The 6,880-nt window shown below is 67.6% G+C and carries 3 protein-coding genes; all 3 read left to right on the forward strand.

Translation table 11 applies throughout. The features are described from left to right. Positions 1–314 precede the first annotated feature (314 nt). Genes CCR84_RS10405 through pglX form a run of 3 tightly spaced genes read left to right on the forward strand, consistent with a single transcriptional unit; the run spans position 315 to position 6,686 of the window. A complete protein-coding gene (locus CCR84_RS10405) occupies positions 315–536 on the forward strand; it encodes a helix-turn-helix domain-containing protein (protein WP_242508664.1) in 222 nt (73 codons plus the stop codon). Beyond that, positions 533–4,831, forward strand: a complete 4,299-nt coding sequence (gene pglW / locus CCR84_RS10410; RefSeq protein ID WP_201211974.1) for a BREX system serine/threonine kinase PglW — start codon at positions 533–535, stop codon at positions 4,829–4,831. The genes CCR84_RS10405 and pglW overlap by 4 nt, the downstream gene beginning before the upstream one ends. A 43-nt stretch (positions 4,832–4,874) precedes the next feature. Then, positions 4,875–6,686: a BREX-2 system adenine-specific DNA-methyltransferase PglX gene (gene pglX, locus CCR84_RS10415; RefSeq protein ID WP_338052595.1), complete on the forward strand. Its 1,812-nt coding sequence runs from the start codon at positions 4,875–4,877 to the stop codon at positions 6,684–6,686. The last annotated feature ends 194 nt before the right edge of the window (positions 6,687–6,880 follow it).

Below are 6,880 nucleotides of genomic sequence, written 5' to 3' on the forward strand. Positions count from 1 at the left end.
GCGCTGTACTCAAGTTCGGAGAAGGTGGATTGCATGGTCAGTCACGAGCTGGAAGCAGGACGTCATTATCTCAAAGAGCGGCCAGCGACGGCAGGCGTCGGCTGGTTTCGATTAAATCAGCGCTTCCCTAACTCTGCGCTCGAGGCGACCTACAAAAATGGGGCGCCAAGATGAGGGCTGACCCATCATTCGACCGGACCTGCGCAAAAAGCCGCAATCCTTCACCCTATGAAGAATGTATTTGCCGCCCCCGCAGCAAAATGCTACGCTGCGCAGCACCCCGACATCTCAGCGCCTGAGCTCAGGCGTCACCCATGATTCGCTGCCATCTCCCCACGCTGATGCATCGCGATAACCTGCGCGTCGCCGATGTCGCGCGGCTTACCGGGCTCAATCGCAGTACGGTGAGCGCCCTGTGTCGCAACACCGCGACCCGCATCGAGCTGCCGGCGGTCGACCGGCTGTGCGCGCTCTTCGCGTGCTCCGTCGGTGAATTGTTCGAACACGCCGCCGACGAAAAGGGCAAGGAATCATGAGCGTGGGTGCTTCCCGCTGGCACGCGATTGCCGAATCGGGTTTTGCCTGGGAGCGTGAAGCGCTCGACTGGCTGCGCGAGCAGCTTCCCGACCGCGAGCCCTGGCACGTCTGGAGCAACTTCGAATTCATCGACGACCAGGGCAAGGTCAACGAGGTTGACGCGCTGGTGCTGTCGCCCGCCGGGCTGTTCTTGGTCGAGATCAAGAGTCGCCCCGGCCGGGTGTCGGGTGATGCACACTCGTGGACTTGGGTGACGGACGGGCAGGCGCGCACCATCGACAACCCGCTCCTGCTTGCCGACCGCAAGGCCAAGCGGCTGGCCAGCCTGTTGCGCCGGCAACCGGCGATCGTCAAGGCCAAGATCCGGCTGCCTTTTGTCGAGCCACTGGTGTTCGTCTCGGCGACCGCGCTCGATTTCCAGCTCTCCGGTTCTGCCGCCGCCGGTGTCTTCCGGCGCGGGCAGCCCCGTGCCCCGGCCGACGACGGCATCGTCGGCGCGCTGGCGCAGGGCTTGCGCGGTCCGCTGCGGCACCCGGTCGACCATCAGCAGGCGCGCGCGATTACCCGCGGGCTGACCGAAGCCGGCGTGCGTCCGTCGAACAAGCACCGCCAGGTCGGCGACTACGAGCTGGTCAAGCTGATCGCCGAGGGCGACGGCTACCAGGACTGGCAAGTCCGCCACGTCAGCGTCGATACCGTGCAGCGGCGGGTGCGCATCTACACGATCGCCACCGCGTCGAGCCCGGAAGAGCGCAGCGCCCGGGCCCGGCAGGCCCGGCGCGAATTCGAGGTGCTCGAAGGCATCGACCACCCCGGCATCCTGCGCTGCAACGACTACAAGGACAGCGAGCTCGGGCCGGCGCTCATCTTCGATCATGACCCCGCCGCGGTCCGCCTCGACCACCTGATCAGCGAGCGCGGGCAGCTCCTCACCGTGGATCAACGCCTGCAACTGGTGCGCGACCTTGCCGAAGCGCTCAAGTACGCTCACGGCAAGCGTCTCTACCACCGCGCACTCGGGCCGCAGAGCGTGCTCGTGCGCGCCGACGGCAACGCGCTCAAGCTCCAGTTGATGAACTGGCAGACCGCTGCGCGCGACGTCGACGCCGACGACACGGTGCATCGCACCACCGGCACTCGGCACGTCGAGGCCTATGTCGAGGACCCCGGTCTCGTCTATCTCGCGCCGGAAACCACCCGCGCTGACCCCGCACACGGTGCCGAGCTCGACGTCTTTTCGCTCGGCTGCCTGACCTGGCTGATCTTCAGCGGCCGGCCGCCGGCGGCGAACACGCTCGAACTGGCAGTCAAACTGCGCGAAGGGCAGGGGCTGCGTCTGTCGGACGTGATGGACGGCTGCGGCAAGAAGCTGCAGGAGTTGGTGCAGTACGCCACCCACCCGGACGTGCTCGGCCGCTACGACAGCATCCAGGGCTTTCTCGCCGATCTCGAAGCGGTCGAGGACGAACTCACCACGCCCGACCCTGAAGCCACCGTCGATCCGAGCGACGCGGGCAAGGGCGATCGTCTCGAAGGCGGCTTCACCGTCGTCACCCGCTTGGGCCGCGGCTCGTCCAGCGTCGCGCTCCTGGTGCAGGACGGGAACGGTGAGGAATTCGTGCTCAAGGTCGCCAACGACCTCGCGCACAGCGACAACCTGCAGGCCGAAGGCGAGGCGCTGGCCAAGCTGCGCCACCCCAACGTCGTCGAGTACCGGCAGACCGTGCACATCGCCGGGCGCACCGCGCTGCTGCTCAAGAGTGCCGGCGAGGACACGCTGGCGGAAAAGCTCAGGGACGGCCGCCTGTCGCTCGATCTGCTGCGCCGCTTCGGCGAGGAACTGATCGAGGCGGTTCGCCACCTCGAGGACAAGGGTGTCATCCACCGCGACATCAAGCCCGACAACATCGGCATCAGCGGCGGACGCGGCGGCAAGCTGCAACTCGTGCTGTTCGACTTTTCGCTCTGCCGCACCCCGGCCGAGAACCTCACCGCCGGCACCCCGCCTTACCTCGACCCCTTCCTGCCCTTGCGCCCCGGCAAGCGCTGGGACCTCTACGCCGAGCGCTTCGCGGTGGCGGTCACCCTCTACGAGATGGCCGTCGGCAAGGCGCCGCGCTGGGGGGATGGCGCAAGCTCGCCCGCGCTCATCGACCAAGAGCTCAAGTTCGAGACCGGCGTCTTCGACCCGGTCATCCGCGAACCGCTCGACAAGTTCTTCTCGCAAGCGCTGGCGCGCGACTTCCGCGAACGCTTCGACAACGCCGAAGACATGCTGCGCGACTGGCGCCGCGTCTTCGAGGCCTTGTCGACCACCCATCCGACCACGGCGCGCGGCTTCGAGGCCATCGCCTTCGCGGCCAACGCCGACACCACCATGGTCGAACTCGGCTACAGCCTCGAAGCGCGCGACGTGCTCGAACGCATGGGCATCCACAACGTGCGCGAACTGCTCGCCGTCGACCGCATCCGCTTCCGCTACCTGCGCGGCGTCGGCGACAAGATCCGCAAGGAGATCCGCCTCAAGGCCAAGGAACTGGCCCGGCTGCGCCCGGACCTCAGCCAGGGCCGCGGCACGCTGCACGACACGGAGGAGGGCGGCAAGGCCACCGACAAGCTCGCCATCAGCATCAACGAGCTCGCCCGCCAGTTGCTGCCACGCCGTCCCGCCGGCGACGACCGCCCCGAAGAAGCCGCGCTCGCCTTTTTCCTCGGTCTCGACGACGCGGAAGGCGAGGGCAGTCCCGCCGGCAGCGCCGGCAGCACGGCCCAGCCCCGCCCGGCAGTGCCCACCGAAGTTTCCAGTGCGGTCACCACCGCCCGGCGCCCGGCCGGCACCTGGCCGGCGCTCGGCGAGGCCGCGACCGCCTACGGGCTCGCGCGCAAGGAACTCACCGACACCCTGCTCAAGGCCCGCGAGCGCTGGCTGAAGAACCCGGCCTTCACCGAACTGCGCAACCAGCTCGATACCCTCCTGCACGGCCAGGGCCAGGTGATGACCAGCAGCGAGGCCGCGCTCGCGCTGCTGGCGCTGCGTGGCTGTGCCGAACAGCGCGACGACGAGCGCCTGCGCCTGGCCGGCGCGGTGCTGCGCGCGGCGATCGAGGCCGAGAGTCACCTCGAAAAGCCCCGCTTCGAGCTCTTCGACCATGCCGCGACGCCGCTCGTCGCAACCAGCGCCGCGTGGGCCGACTACGCGCGGCAGCTCGGCGCCGTCGCCGATACCTGCGCCTTGTCCGATCCGCTGCTGCCGCCGGCGCGCGTCATGCATGCCGTCGAAAGCATCCGCCCGCCGGTCCTGATCGACGACGAGACCACCGACCTGCAGCGCATCGTCCCGCCCACCCGCCTGCTGCGTCTGGCCACCGCGGCCTCGCGCAGCGCGGCGCTCTCCAGCCGGCAGGAAATCTACCCGCGCAACATGCCGGCCGTGCAGGCGCTGCGCCAGTCGCTCGGCGCCTTGGTCAGCCTCAAGGATCTCGAAGTAGTCGACCTCAAGGTGCGCGTGCGCGGCCGCTTCCCCGACGCCGAACCCTTGCCGGAGCGGCCGTCGCTCGACCGCCTGCTCGAAGAGGTCGATGCGCCGTTCCGCTGGGACGAGGCGGCGCGCGTCTATCGCCGCACTCCGTCCGGCGGCACGGCCACCGCTGGCACCACGGTCTTCCGGCGCCTGACCACGGTCGATGGCCTCGCACTCGCCGACGCCGCGGTGCAGGACGCGCTGGCGCTCGAAGACCGCCTGCAGCGCAACCTGCGCCAGGGCGGGCTGCTCGTGCTCTGCGTCGAACCGCGCCTGGCCGCGCATGCCGAGAGCGAACTGCTGCACCGCTTCGGCCGCAACTCAGCCGCTCCGCTCGTGCGCTTGAGCTTCGACGCCCTGCTGATCCGGGCGCTGCGCGAGCAGGCCGAAACCCTGCGCATCGACTGGAACGTCATCCTGCGCGCCGACGCTGCCGCGCGAGACAGCCGCGACTGGGCCAACCTGCAGCGACTGGTGCAACGCACGCTGCCCGGCCTGCGCCAGCGTCTGCTGCACAGCGCCGAACCGCTGCTGCTGGTCGCCCCCGGGCTGCTCGCGCGCTACGGGCTGATGAGCCTCGTCTCCGAAGTCGAAGCCCAGGTCGGTCGCCCCGGCTGCACGCCGGCGCTGTGGCTGCTGCTGCCCACCCGGCGGCAGGGCTTGCCGACGCTCGACGGCGCGCCGGTACCGCTCGTCAATGCCGGCACCGCAGCCGAAGTCCCACAATCCTGGGTCGAGAACCGGCATCGCGCCATCCTCGCCACGCAATCCTGAGCGGCTTTGCCGAGCCGCCAGCCCATCGAAACGGAAACCCGTCGTGATCCACGCCCCGCAACTGCTCGCCGACCTCACCCGCCAGTTGAAGCGCCTCGAAGACGACCTGCGCCAGCGCAGCGCCGCGGAGCCCGAGCTCGAAGCCAGCCTGCGCGCCGAATGGCAGGCTGCCCACGACGCCGAACGCTGCGCCGAGCCCTTCGCCACCTGGCTCGATCAGGTCGTCACCCAGGCCGGCGTGCACTGGCTGCTGTCCTGCGTCTTCCTGCGCTTCATCGAGGACAACGCACTGATCGACCGCCCCTGGCTGTCGGGGACGCCCGAATCGGGGCGGCTGGCACTCGCGCGCGACCGGCACGAAGCCTACTTCCGCGTCCATCCGCTCGAATCCGACCGCGACTACCTGCTCGCCGCGTTCCGCGAGGCCGGTAAGCTGCCCGGCTTGGAGACCTTCTTCGACGAGGCGCACAACCCGGTCTTTCGCCTCGGCATCAGCGGCGACGCGGCGATGGCGCTGCGCCAGTTTTGGCAGGCGGTGGACCCGGCGAGCGGCGCGTTGGTGCACGACTTCAGCGACCCCGAGTGGGACACCCGCTTCCTCGGCGACCTCTACCAGGACCTGTCCGAGGCCACGCGCAAACGCTACGCGCTGCTGCAGACCCCCGAGTTCGTCGAGGAATTCATCCTCGACCGCACGCTCACACCGGCCATCCGCGAGTTTGGCTACCAGACCGTGCGCATGATCGACCCGACCTGCGGCTCCGGCCACTTCCTGCTCGGCGGTTTTCAGCGGCTGGTGGCCGAATGGCAGCGCCGCGAACCCGGCCGCAACTCGCGCGACATCGCGCAGAAGGTGCTCGACGCGGTGGCCGGTGTGGACCTCAACCCCTTCGCCGTGGCGATCGCGCGCTTCCGCCTGCTGGTCGCCGCGCTCAAGGTGTGCGAAGTGCACCGGCTCTCAGACGCACCCAATCTCAGGCCGCAGGTGGCCATCGGCGACAGCCTGCTGCACGGACAGCGCTTCGGGCTCGGCGGCACGAGTGCTATACGTTCAATCGAGCTCTTCGATGCGGCGGAGTCGCACGCCGATACCGGGCTGGCCCACGCCTACGCCAGCGAGGACCTGACCGAGGTGCAGAAGATTCTCGGCCGCCAGTACCACGCCGTGGTCGGCAACCCGCCCTACATCGTGGTCAAGGACGCGGCGCTGAACCAGGCGTACCGCAAGAATTACGCGAGTTGCCACATGAAGTATTCGCTCGGCTGCCCGTTCACCGAGCGCTTCTTCGAGTTGGCGCAGACCGGTCGCGATGGTCACGGAGACGCGGCAAAAGCGGGCTTCGTCGGCCTGATCACCGCCAACAGCTTCATGAAGCGCGAGTTCGGTTCCAAGCTGATCGAACAGGTCCTGCCGCGGCTCGACCTGACCCACGTCATCGACACTTCCGGCGCCTACATCCCTGGGCACGGCACGCCGACGGTGATCCTGTTCGGGCGGCACCGGCCGCCGGTCGCGCGCGAGGTACGCACGGTGATGGGGATCAAGGGCGAGCCTACGCAGCCTGATCAGCCGGCCGATGGGCTCGTTTGGTCGGCGATCGTGGGGCAGGTGGATGTGGCCGGGTCGGAAAGCGAGTTCGTCAGCGTGAGCGATACGCCGCGGGCGACTTTCGGGAAGCACCCGTGGAGTATCGGCGGTGGTGGAGCTTCGGACCTGAAAGAGTTCATCGAAACTGACCGGCCCACTCTGGGGCAGGCTTCGGATTCCGTCGGAATCACTTCCTTCACCCTTGAAGATGAAGTATTTGTTAATCCCCTGAGCCTCTTTCAAAACGCTAAATTCGGCAGAGCTTAAGCGGCTAGCTCACGCCTTTTGCGTGAATTTTTAAAAGCAAAACGCTTCGAACAAGCTTTTCTTAGCTGAGCCTCTTTCAAAACGCTAAATTCGGCAGAGCTTAAGCGGCTAGCTCACGCCTTTTGCGTGAATTTTTAAAAGCAAAACGCTTCGAACAAGCTTTTCTTAGCTAAATGGCATTTTCAGCAAAATTC

Origin of the sequence: Rhodocyclus purpureus (assembly GCF_016653115.1) — a bacterium.
Classification (GTDB): Bacteria; Pseudomonadota; Gammaproteobacteria; order Burkholderiales; family Rhodocyclaceae; genus Rhodocyclus; species Rhodocyclus purpureus.